This window comes from Amycolatopsis sp. NPDC004368 (assembly GCF_053602515.1).
Genome location: NZ_JBSGDT010000053.1, coordinates 1 through 22,272, shown reverse-complemented (window position 1 = coordinate 22,272; position 22,272 = coordinate 1). Strand labels below are relative to the sequence as shown.

The window sequence follows — 22,272 nt, the reverse complement described above, 5'->3', positions numbered from 1 at the left end:
GCAGCACCTCGAACCGATTCCGCCGCCAGGAGGCCGCCGTGCGTATCGCCGTTCCCCGTGAGATCAAGAAGCACGAGTACCGGGTCGCGCTGACCCCGGCCGGCGTGCACGAGCTGGTGGGGCGTGGTCACGACGTGTTCGTCGAGACCGGCGCCGGGGTGGGGTCGTCGATCTCCGACGAGGAGTACGTGTCCGCCGGTGCGAAGGTGCTCGCCACGGCGGACGAGACGTGGGCCGAGGGCGAGCTGGTGCTCAAGGTGAAGGAGCCCATCGCCGAGGAGTACCCCCGCCTGCGCAAGGACCTGGTGCTGTTCACCTACCTCCACATCGCGGCCGACCGGCCCCTGACCGACGCCCTGCTCGCGGCGGGCACCACGGCGATCGCGTACGAAACCGTGCAGACGGCCACCGGCGCGCTGCCGCTGCTCGCGCCGATGTCGGAAGTCGCGGGCCGGTTGGCGCCGCAGGTGGGCGCGTACTCGCTGATGAAGCCCAGCGGTGGCCGCGGCGTGCTGCCCGGCGGCATCCCGGGCGTGCACCCGGCGCGCGTCGTGGTGATCGGCGGTGGTGTCGCCGGCCTCAACGCCGCCCGCGTGGCACTGGGCCTGGGCTCCGACGTCGAAATCCTCGACACCAACGTCGACCGCCTGCGTCAGATCGACAACGACTTCGGCGGCCGCATCCGCACGGTCACCTCCAACCGCCTGTCGGTCGAGCAGTCCGTGCTGGAAGCCGACCTCGTGATCGGTGCCGTGCTGGTGCCGGGCGCGAAGGCCCCGAAGCTGGTTTCCAACGACCTCGTCTCGCACATGAAGCCGGGCTCCGTGCTCGTCGACATCGCCATCGACCAGGGCGGCTGCTTCGCCGACTCGCGCCCGACCACGCACGACGACCCGACCTACCGCGTGCACGAGTCCGTCTTCTACTGCGTCGCGAACATGCCGGGCGCGGTCCCGCGGACCTCGACCTACGGCCTCACCAACGTCACGCTGCCGTACGCCCTGCAGCTCGCCGACCGCGGCTGGCACGCGGCCCTCAACGCCGACGCGTCGCTCGCCAAGGGCCTCAACACCCACGCCGGCGTGCTCACCAACGAGCCGGTCGCCGTGGCCCACGGCCTGCCCCACACGCCCCTGGCGACCGCCCTGGCGTGACCTTCCCGAACCACCTGGCGCCTCGAGGGGCCTCCGCGAACCAGCGGGGGCCCCTCGTGTTTCAGCGCGACCTTCGTCACGCTCCGAGTCCCGGCCACCGGTACGCGATCCGCGGCCAGACCCACGTTGACGAGGGGTTTCACGATTCTGAACGTGCTTCTTCACCGGTTACCGGCGCACTACGTGGAGAAGTAATCGAAGTTCGTTGAAGACCCCGAGGAGCGAACTCGGCCTTTATTACCTAAGCTGGTACTCGGCGACCCGCTCCCAGTGACCCCCAGGCTGGTTGAGCGGGTCGCCCCTTTGCCTCCCCCTGTTCGCACTTCGTGCTTCCCGAGGAAGGGGCGAGGTATTGCCCGGGGGCCGAGCCCCCGGAGCCCCCACGGTGCGGAGGGGTGCCGACCCAACGTGAGCCGCCGATGCCACCCTGCACGCACATCGCGCTCCCCGGGAAGAGGCGAGGTAATGCCCGGGGGCCGAGCCCCCGCAACCCCCACAGCGCGGAAGGCTGCCGACCCAACGTGAGCCGCCGATGCCACCCTGCACGCACATCGCGCTCCCCGGGAAGAGGCGAGGTATTGCCCGGGGGCCGAGCCCCCGGAGCCCCCACGGTGCGGAGGGGTGCCGACCCAACGTGAGCCGCCGATGCCACCCTGCACGCACGTCGTGCATCCCCGGGAAGGGGCGAGGTAATGCCCGGGGGCCGAGCCCCCGGAACCCCCACAGCGCGGAAGGCTGCCGACCCAACGTGAGCCGCCGATGCCACCCTGCACGCACAACGTGCATCCCCGGGAAGGGGCGAGGTAATGCCCGCGGGCCGAGCCCCCGCAACCCCCACAGCGCGGAAGGCTGCCGACCCAACGTGAGCCGCCGGCGTAGAACGTGAGCTGCTGGCGGAAGTCGTTGTGGGGTAACAAGTTTGTGCTCGCGATTCGCTCGTCCGTGTGGGCGATCCGGCGGACCGGTCTGGCCGAGGCGGAATAAAAAGTCGGTGCCCATGCCTAGATTGAGAACGTGACCACCACTGCGACGCGTGCGCGTCAAGACCGTCCGGCTGCTGAGACACCGGCCCCACCCGTCGGCTGGGTCCGGCGGCTCGCGGCCGCGTGCTGGGAGCACCGGGCCGTGGTGGTGCTCGCGATGACCGCGGCGATCCTGTCCGTGGGCGTGCAGGCGGCGAGCCCGCTGCTCGTGCGCACGGCGGTCGACGACGCGGTGGCCGGTCACACCTCGGGCCTGGCCGGCATCGCGGCCGCGCTGGTCACGCTGCAGGTGGTGGCGTTCGGATCGGCGTTCCTGCGGCGATACGTGGGCGGGCGGCTCGCGCTCGACGTGCAGCACGACCTGCGCAACCGCGTGTTCGGCGCCGTCTCGCGACTTGACGGCGGCAAGCAGGACGCGCTGCGCACCGGCCAGGTGGTCTCGCGCGCGATCTCCGACCTGCAGCTCGTGACCGGGCTGCTGATGCAGGTGCCGCTGTCGGCGGGGTCGGTCATCTTCGCGGCGCTCGCGCTGGGGGCGATGCTGTGGATGTCGCCGCTGCTCACGCTCATCGCGCTGGTGGTGGCGCCGGCCGTCGGCATCATCGTCACGCTGAGCCGCAAACGGCTGTTCCCGGCCACGTGGTCGGCCCAGCAGCGTGCGGCCGACGTGGCGCAGCAGGTGGAGGAAACCGTCACCGGCGTGCGCGTCGTGAAGGGGTTCGGGCAGGAGTCGCGTGAGGTTTCGCGGCTCGAACGCACGGCGCGGCGGCTGTTCGCCGAGCGGCTGCGCGCGGCCAAGCTCTCAGCGCTGCCCACGGCCACGACCACCGCGCTGCCGGCCGCCGGGCAGGTCGCGGTGCTCGCGATCGGTGGCGTCCTGGCGCTCAACGGTCAGATCAGCCTCGGTACGTTCCTCGCGTTCGCCACCTACCTGGCCACGCTGATCGGCCCCGCGCGGATGCTGTCGAGCCTGGTGGTGCAGGCCCAGCTCACGAGGGCGGGCGCCGAGCGCGTGTACGAGCTCATCGACGCCCAGCCCGACGTGGTCGACCGCCCCGACCCGCGGCCGCTGCCCGAGGGCGCGCTCGGCGTCGAACTGGAAGACGTGAAGTTCGGCTATACCCGAAGCGAACCGGTGCTCGACGGCCTCACCCTCGAAGCCCGGCCGGGCGAGACACTCGCCCTGGTCGGCACCGCGGGCTCGGGCAAGTCCACGATCTCGCTGCTGCTGCCGCGGTTCTACGACGCACAGGCCGGCGTGGTGCGTATCGGTGGCGTCGACGTGCGGGACCTGCCGCTGAAGCAGCTGCGGCAGGCGATCGGCGTGGTGTTCGAAGAAGCGTTCCTGTTCTCCTCGTCCGTGCGCGACAACATCGCCTACGGCCGCCCCGATGCGAGCGACGAAGAGGTGTACGCGGCGGCGCGCGCGGCCGAGGCCGACGAGTTCATCCGCGCCCTGCCCCAGGGCTACGACACGGAGGTCGGCGAACGCGGCCTCACGCTCTCGGGCGGGCAGCGCCAGCGGCTGGGCCTCGCGCGGGCGCTGATGACCGACCCGCGCGTGCTGATCCTGGACGACGCGACATCGGCGATCGACACCGTCACCGAGGCCGCGATCCACGACACGCTGCGCGCGGTCACGGCCACGCGCACCACGCTGCTCATCGCGCACCGCCGGTCCACGCTGCAGCTCGCCGACCGGATCGCCGTGCTCGACCAGGGCAAGGTGGTCGACGTCGGCACGGAAGAGGAATTGCAGGCGCGCTGCCCGCTGTTCCGCGAGCTCGTGGCGGGCCCGGGTGACGACGTCGAGAAGCCGCACCGCTGCGAAGCCCTCGAACCCGACGCCAGTGGCACCACCGCGGTGCTGTGGCCACGCGACGACGACCGCGACGAGGTCGACGCCCTGGCCGAGGCCGCCGCCGCGCGCGGGGGCACGCCGGGTGGCGGGACCGGGTTCGTCGGCAGCGGCGGGGGTGCCGACGTGCCGCCGACGCCGGAGCTGCTGGAGGGCGTGCGAAAACTGCCGCCGGCGAGCGACCGGCCACGACTGTCCGAAGTGGACATCACCGCCGCGGACCCGCAGTTCCGCCTCTCGCGCCTGCTGCGTCCGGTGCGGTGGCCGTTGATCGCGGTGATCGCGCTGGTGGCGGCCGACGCGCTGGCGTCGCTGGCCTTGCCCGCGCTGTACCAGCGAGGGGTCGACCACGGTGTGCAGCCGGGGGTCGCAAGCGTGATCTGGGTGATGGCCGGCATCGGCGCGCTGGTGGTCGCCGCCGACTGGTTCGTGGTGCGCGGTCAGACGCGGCTCACCGCGCGCGTCGGGGAGACGGTGCTGTACTCGCTTCGCGTGCGCAGCTACGCGCACCTGCAGCGGCTCGGGCTCGACTACTACGAGCGCGAGCTGTCCGGGAAGATCATGACCCGGATGACCACCGACGTCGACGCGTTGTCCACGTTCCTGCAGACCGGCCTCGCCACCGCGGTGGTGAGCGTGTTGACGCTGGTGGGCATCACGGTGGCGCTGCTGGTCACCGACGCGTCGCTGGCGTTGTACGCGCTCGCGCTGCTGCCCGTGCTGCTGGTGTCCACGGTGATCTTCCGGCGGGTCGCGTCGCGGGCGTATTCCGAAGCGCGCGAGAAGGTCAGCGTGGTCAACGCCGACCTGCAGGAGAACGTGAGCGGTCTGCGGGTCGCCCAGGCGTACACGCGCGAAGAGCGTTCCGCGGAGGCCTTTGCTTCCCGCAGCGACGCGTACCGGCGCTCGCGGTTGCGGGCGCAGCGGTACGTCGCCACGTACTTCCCGCTGGTGGCGCTGCTGTCGGATCTGGCGACCACCACGGTGCTGGTGGTCGGCGCGAACCGCGTCGCCGCGGGGACGCTGGAGGCGGGCGTGCTGCTCGGGTTCCTGCTGTACCTGCAGCAGTTCTTCTCGCCGATCCAGCAGCTGTCGGCGGTGTTCGACGGGTACCAGCAGGCGGCCGTCGGCCTGTCCCGCATCGGCGACCTGCTGCGCACGCCGACGTCGGTGCCGCCCGCCGCGCAGCCGATCGCGCTGCCGGAGCACCTGAGCGGCGAGGTGACGTTCAAGGACGTCGACTTCTCCTACACCGGCGCCGACCAGCCGGCGCTGGAGAAGCTGTCCCTGGACGTGGCGCCCGGCGAGACCGTCGCTCTGGTGGGCGCGACGGGCGCGGGCAAGTCCACGGCGGTCAAGCTCGTGGCCCGCTACTACGACGCCACGGGCGGCGCCGTGCTGATCGACGGTGTCGACGTGCGCGAGTACGACCTGCCCGGCCTGCGGGCCCGCATGGGCGTGGTGCCGCAGGAGGCGCACCTGTTCTCGGGCACCGTCGCGGACAACGTCCGCTACGGACGTCCCTCGGCGTCCGACGCGGAGGTCGAGGCGGCCGTCCGCTCGGTCGGCGCCCTGGACGGCGTCGCCGCCCTGCCCGCCGGCTTCCTCCAGCCCGTCGGCGAACGCGGCCGCTCGCTGTCCGCGGGCCAGCGCCAGCTGGTGGCCCTCGCGCGCGCCGAGCTGGTCGACCCCGACGTCCTGCTGCTCGACGAGGCCACCGCCGCCCTCGACCCGTCCACCGAGGCGGCCGTGCTGCACGCCACCGAACGCCTCTCCCGCCGGCGCACCACGTTCGTCGTCGCGCACCGCCTGGCCACCGCAGCCAAGGCCGACCGCATCATCGTGCTGGACCACGGCCGCATCATCGAACAGGGCACGCACGCCGACCTCCTGGCCGCGGACGGCCACTACGCTCGGCTGTGGTCCCTGGGGTGAGGCGGGAAAGCCTTCACCAGGCACCGATGCCGGACACGGTGCCGGGCGTACTCACCGGAGATCACCGACGAGCCTCGGCGACCGGCACGTTCGGCGCTGTTCAAGCAGGTGCGGATGACCTGGCTCAAGCCGGCGCTCCGGCGGATGGCCACCGGGACGAATGGGCGGGCAGAGCGGGCAGGAGCGCCCGCCGGCGCTCGGCGCGCGCTCAGGTGGCCGCGGGCACCTCGGAGTACGGCAGCTCCCGCCAGGCCAGCTCACCCCAGCCGGCCGACGTGACCTCCGCCGGCGAAGCCCAGCGGAAGGTGCCGGGACGGACGTGGTCGTCCTGGTCGATCGACCAGTCGGGTTCGCAGGGTTCCACGTGCTGGAACTCGTCGATGTCCGCGGGCGTGTGCCAGACCACACCGCAGGAGTCGCACATCAGGACGACCTTGCCGCTCGAGACCACGAGGGGGCGGATGAGCCCCTGGTCCCAGGACGACGGACACTCGACCAGCCACATCGCGCCACACCACCTCGGAGGTCCGGGGCGGCCGCACAGCCGACGTGGGCCGCATCCTCCCGTCAGTGCACCCGGTGGGCGTGAACGCACGCGGGCGCCTCGGCGAAGGGGGCGACAACGGTGCCCGAAATGGTCGTGACAGCCGATTCGGCGGCACCCCCGAAGTCCGCCCCGCAGGACACTTGATCGAGTCAGTGACCGATCCCCTAGTGCGCCAGGCCTCACACGGGGCAGTTCCATCACACGGCCATCACGGAGGGGGTTAGCCTGGTAGGCGCATTAGCACAGACAAGATCGAGACGGATAGAGGCGAGCCCAAGCCGTGTCCAGCAGCAGCCCTGCGTCACAGTTCGGCCCCAACGAGTGGCTGGTCGAGGAAATGTACGACCAGTTCCTCGCGGACCCTTCCTCAGTCGATGCCGCCTGGCACGACTTCTTCGCTGACTTCAAGCCGACGCAGACGGCACAGGCGAAGGCCGACAGTGCGCGTCAGAGCGCCCCTGCGGCGACCGGCACCAACGGCCACGCGAGCGAGCCGGCCGCCAAGCCGGTCCAGAACTCGGCGCCGGCGGCCCCGGCGAAGGCCCCCGCGGCCCCCGCGGCCCCCGCGGCCCCCGCCGCCCCGGCGAAGCCCGCCGCGGCGCCGCCCGCGCCGCCGGCCCCCAAGGCCGCCCCCGCGAAGCCGGCCCCCGCAGCCGCCGCGAAGGAGCCGGCCGCGAAGGAAGAGCCGGAGACCAAGCAGCTGCGAGGCGCGGCGGCCGCGATCGCGAAGAACATGGACGCGTCGCTGACGGTCCCGACCGCGACGAGCGTGCGCGCCGTCCCGGCGAAGCTGATGGCGGACAACCGCATCGTCATCAACAACCACCTCAAGCGCACGCGCGGCGGCAAGATCTCGTTCACGCACCTCATCGGCTACGCGATGGTGCGCGCGCTCAAGTCGTTCCCGAACATGAACCGGCACTACCAGCTGATCGACGGCAAGCCGTTCGCGGTCACGCCGGAGCACGTGAACTTCGGCCTCGCCATCGACATGAAGGGCAAGGAGGGTGCGCGCACCCTCGTCGTGGCCTCGGTCAAGGCCGTCGAAGACATGTCCTTCCTGCAGTTCTGGCAGGCGTACGAGGACATCATCAAGAAGGCCCGCAACAACAAGCTCACCGCGGACGACTTCGCCGGCACCACCATCTCGCTGACCAACCCGGGCGGCATCGGCACCAACCACTCGGTGCCGCGCCTGTCTGCGGGCCAGGGCGCGATCATCGGCGTCGGCGCCATGCAGTACCCGGCGGCGTTCGAGGGCACGAGCGAGAAGACGCTGGTCGACCTCGCCGTCAGCAAGATCATGACGCTGACCTCGACCTACGACCACCGCATCATCCAGGGCGCGGAGTCGGGCGAGTACCTCAAGCGCATCCACGAGCTGCTGCTCGGTGAAGACGGCTTCTACGACGACGTCTTCACCAGCCTGCGCCTGCCGTACGAGCCGATCCGCTGGGTCGCCGACATCCCCGAGGGCCCGGTCGACAAGACCGCCCGCGTGATCGAGCTGATCGACGCGTTCCGCACGCGCGGTCACCTGATGGCCGACACCGACCCGCTGAACTACCGCCAGCGCAGCCACGTCGACCTCGACGTGATCTCCCACGGCCTCACCCTCTGGGACCTCGACCGCGAGTTCCCGGTCGGCGGGTTCGCCGGCCAGGAGAAGATGAAGCTGCGCGACATCCTGGGCGTGCTGCGCGGCTCGTACTGCCGGACCGTGGGCATCGAGTACACGCACATCCTCGACCCCGAGGAGCGGCGCTGGATCCAGGAGCGCGTGGAGATCCCGCACGAGAAGCCCGACGCCACCGTCCAGAAGTACGTGCTCTCGAAGCTCAACGCCGCCGAGGCGTTCGAGACCTTCCTGCAGACGAAGTACGTGGGCCAGAAGCGCTTCTCGCTGGAAGGCGGCGAGACGGCGATCCCGCTGCTCGACACCATCCTCGACAAGGCCGCCGAGCACGAGCTCGACGAGGTCGTGATCGGCATGCCGCACCGCGGCCGCCTCAACGTGCTGGCCAACATCGTCGGCAAGCCGATCAGCCAGATCTTCCAGGAGTTCGAGGGCAACCTCGACCCGGGCCAGGCCCACGGTTCCGGCGACGTGAAGTACCACCTCGGCGCCGAGGGCAAGTACTTCCGGATGTTCGGCGACGGCGAGACGAAGGTGTCGCTGGCCTCGAACCCGTCGCACCTGGAGACCGTGGACCCGGTGCTCGAGGGCATCGTCCGCGCGAAGCAGGACATCCTCGACAAGGGCGACAGCACCACAGGGGGCTACTCGGTACTGCCCGTCCTGATGCACGGCGACGCGGCCTTCGCGGGCCAGGGCGTCGTGGCCGAGACGCTGAACCTGGCGCTGCTGCGCGGGTACCGCACCGGCGGCACCGTGCACGTGATCGTGAACAACCAGGTCGGCTTCACCACCGCGCCCGAGCACTCGCGCTCGTCGCAGTACGCCACCGACGTCGCGAAGATGATCGGCTCGCCGATCTTCCACGTGAACGGCGACGACCCCGAAGCCGCCCACTGGGTGGCGCAGCTGGCCGTGGAGTACCGCCAGGCGTTCCACAAGGACGTGGTCATCGACCTCGTCTGCTACCGCCGCCGCGGCCACAACGAGGGCGACGACCCCTCGATGACGCAGCCGGCGATGTACGACATCATCGACACCAAGCGCTCGGTCCGGAAGATCTACACCGAGTCGCTGATCGGTCGCGGGGACATCTCCGTCGAAGAGGCCGAGGCCGCGCTGCGCGACTTCTCCAGCCAGCTGGAGCACGTCTTCAACGAGGTGCGCGAGCTCGAGAAGCACCCGGCGAAGGCCAGCCCCTCGGTCGAGGAAGAGCAGCAGGTGCCGGCGAAGGTCACCACGGCCGTCACGACGGAGGTCGTGGAGCGCATCGGCGACGCGTTCATCAACGTGCCCGAGGGCTTCAGCCCGCACCCGCGCGTGAAGCCGGTCATGGAGCGCCGCCACAAGATGTCGCGCGAAGGCGACGTCGACTGGGCCTTCGGCGAGCTGCTGGCGTTCGGTTCGCTGGCGATGGAGGGCCGACTGGTGCGGCTGTCCGGCCAGGACTCGCGCCGCGGCACGTTCACGCAGCGGCACTCGGTGTTCATCGACCGCAAGACGGGCCAGGAGTACTCGCCGCTGCAGAACCTGGCCGAGGGCCAGGGCCGCGTGATGATCTACGACTCGGCGCTGTCGGAGTACGCGGCCGTCGGCTTCGAGTACGGCTACGCGGTGGCCAACCCCGAGTCGCTCGTGATGTGGGAAGCGCAGTTCGGTGACTTCGTCAACGGCGCGCAGACCGTGATCGACGAGTACATCTCCTCGGGTGAAGCCAAGTGGGGCCAGCGCTCCGACGTCGTGCTGCTGCTGCCGCACGGCCACGAGGGCCAGGGCCCGGACCACACGTCGGGCCGCATCGAGCGGTTCCTGTCGCTGTGCGCCGAGGGCTCGATGACCGTCGCGGTGCCCTCGACGCCGGCGAACTACTTCCACCTGCTGCGCCGCCACGCCCTCGACGGCATCCAGCGCCCGCTGGTGGTCTTCACGCCGAAGTCGATGCTGCGCAACAAGGCCGCGACGTCGGCGGTCGAGGACTTCACCGGGCAGAGCCGCTTCATGTCCGTCATCGACGACACGACGCCGAACCCCGAGTCGGTGCGCAAGGTGCTGCTGACCTCGGGCAAGCTCTACTGGGAACTCGTGGCCGAGCGCGCCAAGCGTGAGGCGAACGACGTCGCGATCGTGCGCATCGAGCAGTACTACCCGCTGCCGAAGCGCAAGCTGCTGGCTGCCATCGAGCGCTACAGCAATGCGCAGCAGATCGCGTGGGTGCAGGAGGAGCCGGAGAACCAGGGCGCGTGGCCGTTCTTCGGCCTGAACCTGCCGCGCAAGTTCCCGGAGGTCTTCGCGGGCCTGCAGGTCGTGTCGCGTCGCCCGATGGCCGCGCCGTCGGCCGGTTCGTCGAAGGTGCACGAGGTCGAGCAGAAGGCGCTGATCGCCAAGGCGTTCGACTGATCGGTGTTTTCGAGGAGGCCGCCACGGGTTTTGCGCCCGTGGCGGCCTCTTTGGTATTTCTATACCGGCCAGTGCTAAGGTTCGCGGTATAACTATACCTTTCGTTTTGGCGGGGTTTCCTTGATCGAACTGAAGTCACCTGCGGAAATCGACCGCATGCACGTGACCGGGCGCTTCGTCGCCGAGGTGCTCACCGAGATCGGCGACCTCGCCGACGTCGGCGTCAACCTGCTGGACCTGGAGCACCACGCCCGCGGCATGATCAAACGCCGCGGCGCCGAGTCGTGCTACTGGGACTACGCGCCGTCGTTCGGGAAGGGCCCCTTCCGCAACGTCATCTGCCTCTCGGTCAACGACGCCGTCCTCCACGGCCTCCCGCACTCCTACGTCCTGCGCGACGGCGACGTGGTGACCGCCGACCTCGCCGTGACCATCGACGGCTGGGCGGCGGACTCCGCGCGCACGGTCATCGTGGGCACGCCCGCGCCCGACGACGTCCGCATCATCCGCGCCACCGAGGACGCCCTGGAGGCCGCCATCACCGCCGCCGTCCCCGGCAACCGCTTGGGCGACATCTCCGCCGCCATCGGCGCGGTCGCCGCCTCGCGGGGCTACCCGGTCAACACGGAATTCGGCGGCCACGGCATCGGCCGCACCATGCACGAGGACATCCACGTGCCCAACCGCGGCAAGGCCGGCCGCGGCCTCCAGTTGCGCCCCGGCCTGACCCTCGCCCTGGAACCCTGGTTCGCCGCCACGACCGACCGCATCGTCTTCGACCCGGACGGGTGGACGATCCGCTCCGCGGACGGCTCCCGCACGGCCCATTCGGAACACACGGTGGCGATCACGGAAGACGGGCCGCTGGTCCTGACCCGGCGTGAGGCGGAGGTTTCCGCTTCCGCCGGGTGACCCGCGCCGGTCGGTCAGTCAGGGTCGCCGGTGTCGTCGGGACCGGAGTACACCAGGACGTTCGGCGACCCGGTGCCCGCGTCGGTGATCTCGTCCTTCGTCCCCGTGTCCACGAGCGCGTCGCGCACCTCTTCGGGGGTGGCCGACGGGTGGTCCGCCAGGTACAGCGCGGCGGTGCCGACCACGTGCGGAGCCGCCATCGAAGTGCCGCTGATGGTGTTGGTCGCGGTGTCGCCGCCGATCCAGGCGGACGTGATGGCGGTGCCCGGCGCGAAGAGGTCGAGACAGGTGCCGGTGTTGGAGAAGGCGGACCTGGCGTCGGTGTCCGTGGTGGCGCCGACCGTGATCGCGTCGGGCACGCGGGCCGGCGAGGCGTCACAGGCGCTGGCGCCGTAGGAGTTGCCGCCCGCGATTCCGTACGTGACCCCTGCCGCGATCGAGCGCTCCACGGCCTCGTCCACCACGTCGGAGACAGGGCCACCGAGGCTCATGTTCGCCACGGCCGGTGCCTCGGCGTTCTCGGTGACCCAGTCGATGCCGGCGACGACCTGGTCGGTCGTCCCGCTGCCGGTGCAGTCGAGCACCCGGACGGCGGTGAGGCTGACCTCCTTCGCCACGCCGTAGGTCTCGCCGCCGATCGTGCCGGCCACGTGGGTGCCGTGGCCGTAGCAGTCGGTGGCGTCGGAATCGTTGTCCACGAAGTCGTACCCGGACACGGCGCGGCCGCCGAACTCGGAGTGCGTGAGGTTGATCCCGGTGTCGATCACGTACGCGTGCACGTCGGCGGCCGTCGTGCGGTAGCTGTAGTCCTCGTCCAGGGGCAGTTCCCGCTGGTCCACGCGGTCGAGACCCCACGACGGCGGGTCCTGCTGATCGGCCAGCACGTGCAGCACGCGGTTCTGCTCCACAAAGGACACCGCGGGGTCGGCGGCGGTGCGCTTGGCCTGCGTCTCGGACATCGTGCCGGTGAAGCCGCGCAGCGCCTTGGAGAACGTGCGCTCGACCGAGCCCCCGTGGCGCCCGGCGACGTTCCTCGCGGTCGCCTCCACCGACGTGCCGTCCTTGAGCACCACGAGGTAGCTGTCCTTGACCGCGCCGGCCGCACCCGCACCGACGATCGGACCCTCCTGGGCGGACGCCACGCCGCCCCCGAACACGGTGACGGTCGCGATCGAGGCGGCACTCCCCGCGATCGCCAGGTTTCTGGTCACTGTTCCCCGAGATCTGCGCACAGTTCGTCCCTCCTCGACCAGCGCGGACACCAGTTGGCCTGAGGCTAGGTGCGCGGCCCCGGTCGCTGGAAGAAGAGTCGTCCCGGAGGTTTTCACCGCGTTGCGCTGTTCGGACCATTCCCGCGGGCCGGAAAACGGTTTTACCGCTGCGCGCGCGGCCCGGAAGAATTCACCCCATGCTGATCCGCAGAGCCGTCCGCACCGACGAGACCGCGGTCCGCGCCGTGCACACGGCCGCGTTCGCGCAGCCCGGGCTCACCACGGTGCCCGAGGCCGTGCTCGTCGACGAGCTGAGGGGCGACGGTGACCTGATTCCCGAGCTGTCGCTGGTCGCCGAGCACAAGGGCGAGGTGATCGGCCACGTCTGCTCGAGCCCCGGCAAGCTGGGCGAAGACGGGAGCAGCGCCGTGGGCCTGGGGCCACTCGGGGTCCTGCCGGAGTTCCAGCGCGCCGGAGCGGGGTCGGCACTGGTGCACACCACGCTCGGGGCCGCCGATGCACTCGGTTTCGCGCTGGTGGTCCTGCTGGGTGATCCGGGGTACTACCACCGGTTCGGGTTCGTCCTGGCCGGGCAGCTCGGCATCACGCCACCGGTGGCCGAGTGGGCGGCGCACTTCCAAGCCCGCGCCCTCACCGCCTGCACCGAGGAAAACCGGGGCGCCTTCAGGTACGCGCCTGCGTTCGACCGACTGTGAAGGAAAAACGATGACCACCCTGTGGCGAGCCACCGGGCCGGTGGAGCTGGAGCTCGTGCGGGAGCTTCAGTGGCGGGCGTGGCCGCCGAGGTTGCCGGAGCAGCCGATTTTCTACCCGGTGCACGAGTTCCGTTAGGTCAACGCCTTCAAACCGTTGCGCGCCAGGAAGTCCTCGGCGATGTCCAGCGGGTTGCGTTTCTCGTCGGTGAACTGGACGTTCAGCTCCGTCAGCTGATCCGTCGTCAACGCCGCTGACACGCGGTTCAACGCCGCCACCTCCGACGGCGACAGGGTGCCGCGGGCGACGAGGGGCACGATGTTCTGCGCGGGGAACATGTTCTTGTCGTCGTCGAGGGGCACGAAGCCGTTGGACTTGATCGTCGAGGAGGTGCTGAAGAGGTCGGCCACCTGGACCTCGCCCGACTTCAGCGCCGCGACGGTCACGGGGCCGCCGGTGTCGGTGGTGCGGATTTCCTTGAAGGTGCAGCCGTAGAGCTGCTTGATGCGGTCCTTCCAGCGGCTGCTCCACTGGCCCGGCCCGCCCATCACCAGCTCGCCGCAGCGGCGGCCCAGGTCCGAGAAGGTGCGGACGCCGGCTGCGGCCAGCTCGGGGCGCACCACGAGGAGGTCCTTGTCCTGCGCGGGTGCCTGGTCGAGCACCTCGAAGCCGGCCGGGAGTTTTTGCCGCAGTTGCCGATAGACTTCTTCGGACGTCGTCGCGGACGTGTCCTTGTCGAAGTAGCGCAGCAGGTTCCCGCTGTAGTCCGGGACGACCGAGAGCGACTTGTCCTGCAGTGCCTTCACCACGACCTCGCGGCTGCCGACCGGGGGGCGCACCGTCACGTCGGCGGCACCCGCGTTGCGCAGCGCGCCGGCGTAGATCTGGGCCAGCAGCAGGCTTTCGCCGACGTCGGAGGCGCCGATGATGATCTTCCCGGAAGGACCGCCCTCGCCACCACCGGCCAGGGGGTTGCCGCAGCCAGCCAGCAGCACGGCCGAACAACAAAGAGCCACGAGCCGGCGCTTCACGCCACACCTCCCGCCGCCGCGGCCGAGCCCGTGGTCGCCAGGGCGGCGAGGCGGACACCGCGAGGCACCAAGGCGCGCTGCACCGCGGCGAGCACCAGGTCGAACACGATCGCCAGCAACGCCGTGAGGATCGCGCCCGCGACGACCTCCGGGTAGTCGAGGATCGCCAGCCCGTCGAGCAGGAACCGGCCGAGGCCGCCGAGCCCGACGTACGCGGCGACCGCCGCCGTGGCGATCAGCTGCAGCACGGCGTTGCGGATCCCACCCAGCACCAGCGGCAGCGCGATCGGCAGCTCGACCCGCCACAGCCGCTGCCAACCGGTCATGCCGATGCCCTCGGCGGCGTCGACCACATCGTGCTCCGCCGCCTGCAAGCCCGCGTACGTGCCGGCCAGGATGGGCGGGATCGCCAGCACCACGAGCCCGATGATCGTGGCCGTGGTGCTCTCGGTGAAGAGCAGGAACAGGAACGTGACGAGCCCCAGCGTCGGCAGCGCGCGGATCGCGTTGCCCGCGCCCACGAGCACCACGGCGCCGCGGCCGGTGTGCCCCACCCACAGGCCCAGCGGGAACGCGATCACCACGGCGATGACCAGCGCGAACAGCACATATCCGACGTGCTCGCCGAGCCTCGTCCAGACCCCGTCCGGACCCTCCCAGTTGGCTGTCGTGGTAACCCAGTCGAAGACGTTCACGCCGCGGCCCCCTCGACGACGAGTGCGGCACGACCCGCACGTTCCCACGGGGTCAGCGCGTTGCGCAGCTGCACCAGCACCACGTCGACGACCAGCGCCAGCAGCAGCGTGAGCACGATGCCGACCACGATCGGCGAGAAGTACTCGCGCTGGAAGCCGTCGGTGAACAGCACGCCCAGCCCGCCGGTGCCGATCAGCGCCCCGACGCTCACGAGGCTGATGTTGCTCACCGACGCCACGCGCACGCCCGCGGCGAGCACCGGAACCGAAAGTGGCAGCTCGACACCGAGGAACCGGCGCGGCGCGCGGTAGCCGATGGCCGTGGCGGCGGCGATGATGTGCGGCGGCACGGCGTCGAGCGCGTCGAGCACCGGGCGCACGAGCAGCGCGGTGGTGTAGACGGTGAGCGCGACGATCACGTTCACGCTGTCGAGGATCTTCGTGCCGATGAGGCCCGGGATCACCACGAACAACGCCAGCGACGGGATCGTGTACAGCAGGTTCGACACGACCAGCAGCACGCTTCGCACCGGCTGCCAGCGGTGCCCGAGCCAGCCGAGCGCGATCGCCAGCACGATCCCGATCACCAGCGGCACGAGCGCGAGGTAGATGTGCTCACCGAGGTCGCCCAGGATCTCGCCGCGGTTGTTCGCGCTGCCCAGGTACCGCCCGAGCTCGCCGAAGAACCCGTCCATCAGGACGCCTGCGGCGTGGCCTCGATCACGTCCAGGACCTGCCGGGCCACGACCGTGCCCACCACGCGGTGGCCGTCGTCCACGACCACGCCGAGGCTGGCGGGCGACGAGAGCGCGGCGTCGAGCGCGCCGCGGATCGGCGTGCCCTGGATGTAGAGGGAACCGCCGGCCACGAGGTCACCCTCGCTCAGCTCACCGTCCACAGTGGAGCTCGGCGGCAGCCAACCGCGGGGCTGCTTCTCGGAGTTCACCACGAGCTGCCAGTCCTTCGTGGGCTCCGCCAGCTTCGTCCCGAGCTCGACGACGTCCACAGGGGACACCTCGACGCCGTTCGCGGACACGAACGACAGCCCCCGGTAACCGCGGTCGCGGCCGACGAACGAGGCCACGAAGTCGTCGACGGGGTGACGCAGCACATCGGACGGCGTGCCGTACTGCGCGAGCACCCCACCCACCCGCAGCACCGCGATCTTGTCGCCGAGCCGCACGGCCTCGTCGATGTCGTGGGTGACGAACACGATCGTCTTGCCCAGCTGCGACTGCAGCCGCAGCAGCTCGTCCTGCAGTTCCTCGCGCACGATCGGGTCGACGGCCGAGAACGGCTCGTCCATCAGCAGCACCGGCGAGTCGGCCGCGAGCGCCCGGGCCACGCCCACCCGCTGCTGCTGGCCACCCGAGAGCTGCGCCGGGTACCGCTTGCCGAGTTCGACGGGCAGGCCCACCGTCTCCAGCAGCTCACCCGCGCGAGCCCGCGCCTTGCGCTTGTCCCAACCGGACAGCAGCGGCACGGTCGCGATGTTGTCGAGCACCGTCCTGTGTGGAAAGAGGCCGGCGTGCTGGATCACGTAACCGATGCCGCGGCGCAGCAGCGCGGGGTCGCCCTCGCTCACGTCCTTGCCGTCGAGCAGCACGGCGCCCGACGTCGGCTCGACCATGCGGTTGATCATGCGCAGCGACGTGGTCTTGCCACAGCCCGAAGGGCCGACCAGCACCGTGATGGTGCCGTCGTCCACGGTCAGTGAGAGCCCGTTCACCGCCACCGTGCCATCCGGATAGCGTTTGGTCACATCGCGGAACTCGATCGTCACGGACTACTCCCCACGTCAGATGCAGATCGACCGTAGCCCACTCGACGGGGCTTGGCAGCTCTTCCCGCACAGTGGCCCATTAGGGTAAACGCCCGTGACCGCTCTCGACGACGTCCTGGCCGCCTACGGCGCCGGCGTGCGCCCGCTGTACGAGGTGATCGACCTGCTCAGGACCGGTCCCCGCGAGCTGGCCGACCTGGTCCGGCTGGCCGCCGCACCCCGGCGCAGCGTCGAGGACGTGCTAGGCGCGCTGGAGAGCGATCTGGAGCGTTCTGCGGCGGGTGTCCGGATCGCCCCGGCCGCGCTGCCCGCGTACGAGGCTTACCGGTTGCCGCCCTTGCCCGATCCACTCGACGACGCCGTGGCCGCGCATTCCGAGCTGCTCGGCGAGATCTCGGGCTGGGTCGCCGCCGTGCCGGCGCCGCTCGCCGCGCTCGACCACGTGCAGGCGACGCCGGAGACGGTGCTGCGGCGTGCTCTGTGGCTCAACGCCCGCTACGACCTGCGCCGCTCGCGGCTGCTCTTCCTCGGCGACCACGACCTCACGTCGCTGGCCGTGCACGCCGTCTGCCCCGAGGCCGAGCTGACCGTGGTGGACCTCGACGAGCGCGTTCTGTCCTACCTGGACTCCACGAGCGGCCGCGGGATCCGGACCGCCCACGCCGACCTGCGCGTCGGCCTGCCGCCCGCCGTCACCGCCCGCGCGGACCTCGTGTTCAGCGACCCGCCCTACACCCCGGACGGCATGGGTCTCTTCGCCGCGCGCGCCGTGCAGGCCCTGCGCGAGCCGACCGACGGGCGCATCCTGCTGGCGTACGGCTACAGCCCCCGCCACCCCGCGCTCGGCGCCCAGGTGCAGCGTTCGCTCGCCACGCTCGGCCTCACCTTCGAGGCGATCCTGCCCGACTTCAACCGCTACGACGGCGCCCAGGCCATCGGCGCCGCCGCCGACCTCTACGTGTGCCAGCCCACCGCCAAGGCCCGCAAAACGGGACGGGGCAAGGGAAAGTCGGCCATCTACACCCACGGCCCGCAGGCCGTGGAAGCCACCGGCACGAAACCCGCGCTGCTCTCGGCACTGCGCGACGTCGCCGCCGAGGGCGGCCTCGCCCTCGAAACCCGGCCCGTCGACTGGTCCATGTCCGGCCCGGAAGGCGACGCCGTCGCCATGGACCTCACCGCCGACCCCGGCCCGTGGCTGCTGCGCACCCTGCTCGGCACCAACGCCCGGCGGCTGGCCCTGCTCGTGCCCAACAACCACCCGGACCTCGCCGACGCCGCCGCGCAGCAAGCCCTCACGGACCTGGTGGCCGGCAAGTACCGCCTGCGCTTCCTGCGCAGCACCCCGGACAACCGCCACGCCGTCGTCACCGCCGACGCGGTGCCCGACCCGTCGGAACTCCTGACCCGCGCGCACGCCCGCCTGGCGAACGTCGCGCTCGACGTGCCGGCCGACCTCGTCGACCTGCGGCTCGTCGATGTCCCACGGCACCGGCTCGTGGAGCTGCTGCGCTGAGTTCGCGACCAACAACGTGAAAAGGGGCTCCCCGCGCACACCCTGCGCGGAGAGCCCCTTCGGCTCGAGACGTCAGGCCACGCCGTCGGCCACCGCCGCCTTCGCCACGGCCGCCGCGACCTCCGGGGCGACGCGGGGGTCGAGCGGGCTCGGCACGATGCGGTCGGGGCCGAGATCGTCGGTCGACACGGCGACGATGGCGTCGGCCGCGGCCAGCTTCATGTTCTCGGTGATCGCGCGCGCACCGGCGTCGAGGGCACCGCGGAAGACACCCGGGAAGGCCAGCACGTTGTTGATCTGGTTCGGGAAGTCACTGCGCCCGGTGGCGACGATCGCCGCGTGGCGCGCCGCGTCGGCCGGGTGGATCTCCGGGTCCGGGTTGGACAGTGCGAACACGATCGGGTCGTCGGCCATCCCGGCCAGCAGCTCGGGGTCGACCTTCGAGCTCGACAGGCCGAGGAACACGTCCGCGCCCTTGAGCGCGTCGGCGAGACCGCCGGTGAGGCCCGAGGAGTTGGTCATGCCGGCCAGCTGCTGCTTGATCGGGTTGAGGTCGTCGCGTCCGGTGTGGATGATCCCGCGCGAGTCGAGCACGGTCACGTCGCCGACGCCGGCCTCCAGCAGGATCTTCGCGCAGGCCACCCCGGCCGCGCCCGCACCCGAGATCACCACGCGCTGATCGGCGATCGCGCGGTCGAGCACCAGGTTCGCCCCGCGCAGCGCCGCGAGCGTGACGATCGCGGTGCCGTGCTGGTCGTCGTGCATGACCGGGCAGTCGAGCGCCGCTTTGAGCTTGTCCTCCAGCTCGAAGCACCGCGGCGCCGAGACGTCCTCGAGGTTCACCGCGCCGAACGACGGGCGCAGGCGCACCAGCGTCTCCACGATCTCGTCGACGTCGGTGGTGTCGAGCACCAGCGGGATCGAGTCGAGGCCGCCGAACGTCTTGAACAGCACCGACTTGCCCTCCATGACGGGCAGCGACGCGCTCGCGCCGATGTCGCCGAGGCCGAGCACGGCGGTGCCGTCGCTGACGACCACCACGAGACGGTCGGCCCAGGTGTACCGCTTCGCCTGGGCGGCGTCCTCCGCGATCGCCCGGCTCACCTTCGCCACGCCGGGCGTGTAGGCGATCGAGAGGTCGCGCGGGTCGGAGATGGGCCGGGTGGCCGCCACGGAGAGCTTGCCGCCCTCGTGCCCGGTGAAGATCTCGGCGTCCGTCACCGGTGCGACGGTGGCGGCCGTGCTGGCCTGGTCGGTCATCGGGTTTCCTGTCGTCGTTTCCGCAGTTCGCGCTGAAGCGAACGCGGAACTCGCGGGGTGGATCCGTGTCACTGGGTTACTCCTGGGACTGCGAGCGGGGGACCACTGGCGGCGGGCGAAGGCGCACCCGGCGCCGATGGAACTTGTCCTCCGGACGGCAGCCCAGCGCGGTAGCGCCGGCCTGTCGGCGAGGCGTCACTTCGGCCATCCGATCCGTGGGGTGTGGTTGATGGCCGCGGACGCTGCGGTCCGTCAATCATGACAGGAGGCCCTCGGGCACCGAACCCTCGGTGCGGCTCATGTCACAGATTCCAGGGACTTCCCGAGGAAAACCGCCGGGAATTCGCTGATCCCAAGACGTCCGTCCGGTTTCGTTGAATGTTCAGAACCGATTCAGTGATCACGGCCACCGCGCCTTCGGGGCACTCGATAAGGTGGCCACATGCAATTCCGCCCGTTGAAGATCGCCGACGCCTACGAGTTCACCCCCCGCGCGTTCCCCGACGAGCGCGGATCGTTCGTCGCGCCGTTCCAGGAAGAGGCGCTGCTGAAGGCCACCGGGCACCCGATGCGAGTGGGCCAGACCAACCACAGCGTCTCCCGCCGGGGCACGATCCGCGGCGTGCACTTCGCCGACGTGCCGCCGGGCCAGGCGAAATACGTCTACTGTCCCGCCGGCTCGCTGCTCGACGTGATCGTCGACGTCCGCACCGGCTCCCCCACCTTCGGCCAGTGGGACGCCGTCCTGCTGGACGCCAAGGATTTCCGCGCCGTTTACGTGGCCGAGGGCCTGGGTCACGCGTTCGTCGCCCTCGAGGACAACACGGCGATGGCGTACCTGTGCTCGGAGCCGTACAACCCGTCGGGCGAGCACGGCATCAGCCCTCTCGACCCCACCCTCGACCTGCCGTGGCCCGCGGACCTGACGCCGATCGTGTCCGAAAAGGACCGATCCGCGCCCACGCTGGCGCAGGCCGAAGAGCAGGGTCTGCTGCCCTCGTACGCGGATTGCACGGCGTTCTACGACAAGCTCCGTGGCTGAGGCCGTGGTTTCACGGAATTCGGAACCACATCGCAAGTGAAGTGCCCACGTTGCGGGTTTTGTTCGCGAACAGGTTGTGTCAAAAGCGCGAAATGTGACGCCGGTCTATTTCTCGCGGAACTCGGGCAGCCGCGCCAGTTCGGCGACGGCCCGTTCGAATGTGGTTGTGGACACCCACCACTTCGGCGCAGCGACCGGACAGTGCCCCGGCCGGGACTCCTTCACCGACGGCAGCTCGGTGCAGAAGCAGGGCACGCGCGAGCACACCGCGGCGGAAAACAGCTGCGTACCGCCCGGTTCGCCGGCCGGCCCGGGGCGACATCGCGAACGTCGGACTCGTGCCCATCGCACCGTCCCGCGTCCCTGCTCGCCAGTGGGCAAGCACGGCGGACGACCTGCCCGCGAACGGGGGCGGGGCTATATTCGGGCTCGTGGCACATCGGCTTTTTCTCCTCAGACATGGCCAGACCGAGTGGTCCGTGAACGGCAGGCACACCGGACGCACCGACATCCCGCTCACCGCGGCCGGTGAGGACCAGGCGCGCGCGGCGGGCGGCACCCTGCGCACCCTGCTCGGCGGCCCCAAGCTCGTGATCTCGAGCCCGCGCGAACGCGCGAAGCGCACGGCGGAGCTCGCCGGCCTGCGCGTGGACGAGGTCACCGAAGAACTCGCCGAGTGGGACTACGGCGACTACGAAGGCGTCACCACGCCCGTGATCCGCGAGACCGACCCGGGCTGGACCGTGTGGACGCACCCGATCCCCGGCGGCGAGAGCGCCGACGACGTCGCGGCACGCGCCGACAAGGTGCTCGACCGCGCGCGGCGCGAGATCGACAACGGCGACGTGGTCCTGGTGGGCCACGGGCACTTCAGCCGCGTGCTCGTGGCGCGCTGGGTCGGCCTGCCCCCGGCCGCGGGTGTCCACTTCGGACTCGACCCGGCCGGCATCGCGGTGCTCGGCGACGAGCGCGGCGAACCGCAGATCGAACACCTCAACCTGCTGCCCGCGCTGGAAGGCTGATCCGCGTGCCCGACCCCCGAGTGCGGCGGATCCGCCCCGAAGACGTCGACGCCGTCGTAGAACTCGTCTACGCGCTGGCCGAGTTCGAGCGCATGCCCGAGGAGTGCCACCTCGAAGCACCCCAGCTGCACAAGGCGTTGTTCGGCCCCGTCCCGGCGTTGTTCGGCCACGTGGCCGAAGTCGACGGCCGTGTCGCCGGGTTCGCGCTGTGGTTCCTGAGCTTCTCGACCTGGCGCGGGGTGCACGGCATCTACCTGGAAGACCTTTACGTGCGCGAGGAACTGCGCGGCTCGGGGCTGGGCAAGGCCCTGCTGGCGGCGCTGGCGGCCGAGTGCGTGGAGCAGGGTTACGAGCGGCTCGAATGGGCGGTGCTGAACTGGAACCCGGCCGTCGGGTTCTACCGCGCGCTGGGCGCGCTGCCACAGGACGAGTGGACGACGTACCGGCTCACCGACGCGCCGTTGAAGGCACTGGCCACCGAGGCCTAGTGTCCTGAGTCGTTAATTCGTTGGCAGTATGCGGCGAGGGTGTCGAGGATCTGGTCGGCGGTTTTGGTCCAGACGAAGGGTTTGGGGT

The 22,272-nt window shown here is 70.7% G+C and carries 16 protein-coding genes and 1 pseudogene; 10 read left to right on the top strand and 7 right to left on the bottom strand.

The features are described from left to right. The first annotated feature begins 38 nt into the window (after nt 1-38). Both ald and ACWEOE_RS39515 read left to right on the top strand, forming a co-directional pair. Nucleotides 39-1,154, top strand: a complete 1,116-nt coding sequence (ald, locus tag ACWEOE_RS39520; protein ID WP_452018530.1) for an alanine dehydrogenase — start codon at nt 39-41, stop codon at nt 1,152-1,154. A gap of 1,014 nt (nt 1,155-2,168) precedes the next feature. Further along, the gene (locus ACWEOE_RS39515; protein WP_452018528.1) at nt 2,169-5,930 is read left to right on the top strand and encodes an ABC transporter ATP-binding protein; all 3,762 of its coding nucleotides are present in this window, start codon (nt 2,169-2,171) and stop codon (nt 5,928-5,930) included. Nucleotides 5,931-6,138: 208 nt separating this feature from the next. Here the strand turns inward: ACWEOE_RS39515 and ACWEOE_RS39510 are convergent, their stop codons facing one another. Further along, the gene (locus tag ACWEOE_RS39510; protein WP_452018526.1) at nt 6,139-6,435 is read right to left on the bottom strand and encodes a hypothetical protein; all 297 of its coding nucleotides are present in this window, start codon (nt 6,433-6,435) and stop codon (nt 6,139-6,141) included. Nucleotides 6,436-6,757: 322 nt separating this feature from the next. Between ACWEOE_RS39510 and ACWEOE_RS39505 the strand changes: the two genes are divergently transcribed. Beyond that, the gene (locus tag ACWEOE_RS39505; RefSeq protein ID WP_452018524.1) at nt 6,758-10,510 is read left to right on the top strand and encodes a multifunctional oxoglutarate decarboxylase/oxoglutarate dehydrogenase thiamine pyrophosphate-binding subunit/dihydrolipoyllysine-residue succinyltransferase subunit; all 3,753 of its coding nucleotides are present in this window, start codon (nt 6,758-6,760) and stop codon (nt 10,508-10,510) included. A gap of 120 nt (nt 10,511-10,630) precedes the next feature. After that, nucleotides 10,631-11,422: a type I methionyl aminopeptidase gene (map, locus tag ACWEOE_RS39500; RefSeq protein WP_452018522.1), complete on the top strand. Its 792-nt coding sequence runs from the start codon at nt 10,631-10,633 to the stop codon at nt 11,420-11,422. 17 nt (nt 11,423-11,439) lie between these two features. Here map and ACWEOE_RS39495 read toward each other — a convergent pair. Beyond that, nucleotides 11,440-12,654: pseudogene (locus tag ACWEOE_RS39495) on the bottom strand (S8 family peptidase); the annotation flags it as partial. A 176-nt stretch (nt 12,655-12,830) separates the two neighbouring features. Here ACWEOE_RS39495 and ACWEOE_RS39490 point away from each other — a divergent pair. Together ACWEOE_RS39490 and ACWEOE_RS39485 are read left to right on the top strand one after the other, a co-directional pair. After that, on the top strand, nt 12,831-13,349 hold the full coding sequence (locus ACWEOE_RS39490) for a GNAT family N-acetyltransferase (protein WP_452018520.1): 519 nt from the start codon (nt 12,831-12,833) through the stop codon (nt 13,347-13,349). A 10-nt stretch (nt 13,350-13,359) separates the two neighbouring features. Then, nucleotides 13,360-13,485, top strand: coding sequence for a hypothetical protein (locus ACWEOE_RS39485; protein WP_452018518.1), 126 nt, complete (start codon nt 13,360-13,362; stop codon nt 13,483-13,485). Here ACWEOE_RS39485 and ACWEOE_RS39480 read toward each other — a convergent pair. The 4 genes from ACWEOE_RS39480 to ACWEOE_RS39465 are packed head-to-tail and all read right to left on the bottom strand — an operon-like array spanning nt 13,482 to nt 16,856. Beyond that, nucleotides 13,482-14,378 (bottom strand): ABC transporter substrate-binding protein, encoded by an 897-nt coding sequence (locus ACWEOE_RS39480; protein WP_452018516.1) that lies wholly within the window; start codon nt 14,376-14,378, stop codon nt 13,482-13,484. The two genes, ACWEOE_RS39485 and ACWEOE_RS39480, sit on opposite strands and share 4 nt — an antisense overlap. Then, nucleotides 14,375-15,073 carry an ABC transporter permease gene (locus tag ACWEOE_RS39475; RefSeq protein ID WP_452018514.1) on the bottom strand — a complete coding sequence of 233 codons (699 nt, stop codon included), beginning with the start codon at nt 15,071-15,073 and terminating at the stop codon, nt 14,375-14,377. The genes ACWEOE_RS39480 and ACWEOE_RS39475 overlap by 4 nt, the downstream gene beginning before the upstream one ends. Then, entirely contained in the window at nt 15,070-15,768 is a 699-nt protein-coding gene (locus tag ACWEOE_RS39470) for an ABC transporter permease (protein WP_452018512.1), read from the bottom strand. Before ACWEOE_RS39470 ends, ACWEOE_RS39475 begins: the two co-directional genes overlap by 4 nt. Further along, nucleotides 15,768-16,856: an ABC transporter ATP-binding protein gene (locus ACWEOE_RS39465; RefSeq protein WP_452018510.1), complete on the bottom strand. Its 1,089-nt coding sequence runs from the start codon at nt 16,854-16,856 to the stop codon at nt 15,768-15,770. The genes ACWEOE_RS39470 and ACWEOE_RS39465 overlap by 1 nt, the downstream gene beginning before the upstream one ends. Nucleotides 16,857-16,950: 94 nt before the next feature. Between ACWEOE_RS39465 and ACWEOE_RS39460 the strand changes: the two genes are divergently transcribed. Further along, a complete protein-coding gene (locus tag ACWEOE_RS39460) occupies nt 16,951-18,372 on the top strand; it encodes a bis-aminopropyl spermidine synthase family protein (RefSeq protein ID WP_452018508.1) in 1,422 nt (473 codons plus the stop codon). 72 nt (nt 18,373-18,444) lie between these two features. Here the strand turns inward: ACWEOE_RS39460 and ACWEOE_RS39455 are convergent, their stop codons facing one another. Then, nucleotides 18,445-19,632 (bottom strand): NAD(P)-dependent malic enzyme, encoded by a 1,188-nt coding sequence (locus ACWEOE_RS39455; protein ID WP_452018506.1) that lies wholly within the window; start codon nt 19,630-19,632, stop codon nt 18,445-18,447. Between the two features lie 442 nt (nt 19,633-20,074). Between ACWEOE_RS39455 and ACWEOE_RS39450 the strand changes: the two genes are divergently transcribed. The 3 genes from ACWEOE_RS39450 (at nt 20,075) to ACWEOE_RS39440 (ending at nt 22,184) form a co-directional block, all read left to right on the top strand. Further along, nucleotides 20,075-20,674 carry a dTDP-4-dehydrorhamnose 3,5-epimerase family protein gene (locus ACWEOE_RS39450; protein WP_452018504.1) on the top strand — a complete coding sequence of 200 codons (600 nt, stop codon included), beginning with the start codon at nt 20,075-20,077 and terminating at the stop codon, nt 20,672-20,674. A gap of 431 nt (nt 20,675-21,105) precedes the next feature. After that, nucleotides 21,106-21,696, top strand: a complete 591-nt coding sequence (locus ACWEOE_RS39445; protein ID WP_452018502.1) for an acid phosphatase — start codon at nt 21,106-21,108, stop codon at nt 21,694-21,696. Between the two features lie 5 nt (nt 21,697-21,701). Next, nucleotides 21,702-22,184, top strand: coding sequence for an N-acetyltransferase family protein (locus ACWEOE_RS39440; protein WP_452018500.1), 483 nt, complete (start codon nt 21,702-21,704; stop codon nt 22,182-22,184). The last annotated feature ends 88 nt before the right edge of the window (nt 22,185-22,272 follow it).

What these genes read in the sequence shown, in the direction of transcription:
- ACWEOE_RS39510 (WP_452018526.1), bottom strand. Translation starts at nt 6,435, where the DNA reads ATGTGGCTGGTCGAGTGTCCGTCGTCCTGGGACCAGGGGCTCATCCGC.
- ACWEOE_RS39490 (WP_452018520.1), top strand. Translation starts at nt 12,831, where the DNA reads ATGCTGATCCGCAGAGCCGTCCGCACCGACGAGACCGCGGTCCGCGCC.
- ACWEOE_RS39485 (WP_452018518.1), top strand. Translation starts at nt 13,360, where the DNA reads ATGACCACCCTGTGGCGAGCCACCGGGCCGGTGGAGCTGGAGCTCGTG.
- ACWEOE_RS39470 (WP_452018512.1), bottom strand. Translation starts at nt 15,768, where the DNA reads ATGGACGGGTTCTTCGGCGAGCTCGGGCGGTACCTGGGCAGCGCGAAC.
- ACWEOE_RS39455 (WP_452018506.1), bottom strand. Translation starts at nt 19,632, where the DNA reads ATGACCGACCAGGCCAGCACGGCCGCCACCGTCGCACCGGTGACGGAC.
- ACWEOE_RS39450 (WP_452018504.1), top strand. Translation starts at nt 20,075, where the DNA reads ATGCAATTCCGCCCGTTGAAGATCGCCGACGCCTACGAGTTCACCCCC.